The organism is Oleiphilus sp. HI0043 (assembly GCF_001634935.1).
In genome coordinates this window covers 1-817 of sequence record NZ_LWEY01001749.1, presented here as the reverse complement: position 1 = coordinate 817, position 817 = coordinate 1, and the positions used below count along the sequence as shown (strand labels likewise).

Sequence of the window (817 nt, the reverse complement as noted above, 5' to 3'; positions counted from 1 at the left end):
CTAATCTTCATTTAGCAATTGGTCTTTATATTCTGGTTGGTATGCTGCTTAAAGAAACGCTTCTTGGTGCAAAATTGTTTGAGGTGTTTAAACCTTGGCACCTGCCGCCTGAATTGCTTGCATTTGTTGCTATCGCATTGATGGCATTCCCGACTGCTTATACCGGTGCTTCGGGCATTATCATTATTGCGATGGGCGCGGTTGTTTATCAAGAGATGAGGCGAGTAGGGACTCGTCGTCAGTTGTCGCTTGCCGTGACAGCAATGACGGGTTCAGGTGTTGTGCTAAGGCCTTGTTTGCTTGTAGTTGGTATTGCAATACTTAATAAAGAAGTTGTGACAGACGAGCTGTTTCATTGGGGCTTCAGGGTTTTTCTTCTGAGTATGCTCGTGTTTGCGGTATTTGCAATGATTACACGAAAGGACCCTATGAAAATTGTACCGGCAAGTGAAGCATTGTTACCTTCTCTTAGAAATTTGATGCCACTTCTTCCTTATGTTGGGATTCTGGTCGCTGCGCTCTTTCTTTACGACATATTGCTAGATGCTCAACTTGACGAATTTACGGCACCTGTCATGCTGCCAATTATCGTTATGGCAGTTTTAGTGTTTGAACGTAAATTTAGTAGGGATTTCCATCAGCGAAATGAAAGTGCTAAGGCGAGTCCGACGATATCTTCAGCCTTTTCCAGTTCTGTAGATAACTCATCCATACAAATTGGCGCCTTACTGATGTTAATGGCTTGCTCGTTTACAGTTGGCGGCATTATAGAACGGGGCGGCGGCGTACTAGAGATACCCGAATTCTTCGGCTCTAC

Annotated in this window: 1 pseudogene; it reads left to right on the top strand. The window is 44.3% G+C overall.

From position 1 onward, the window contains the following. Window positions 1–817 (top strand): annotated as a pseudogene (locus A3729_RS33545) (C4-dicarboxylate ABC transporter); the annotation flags it as partial.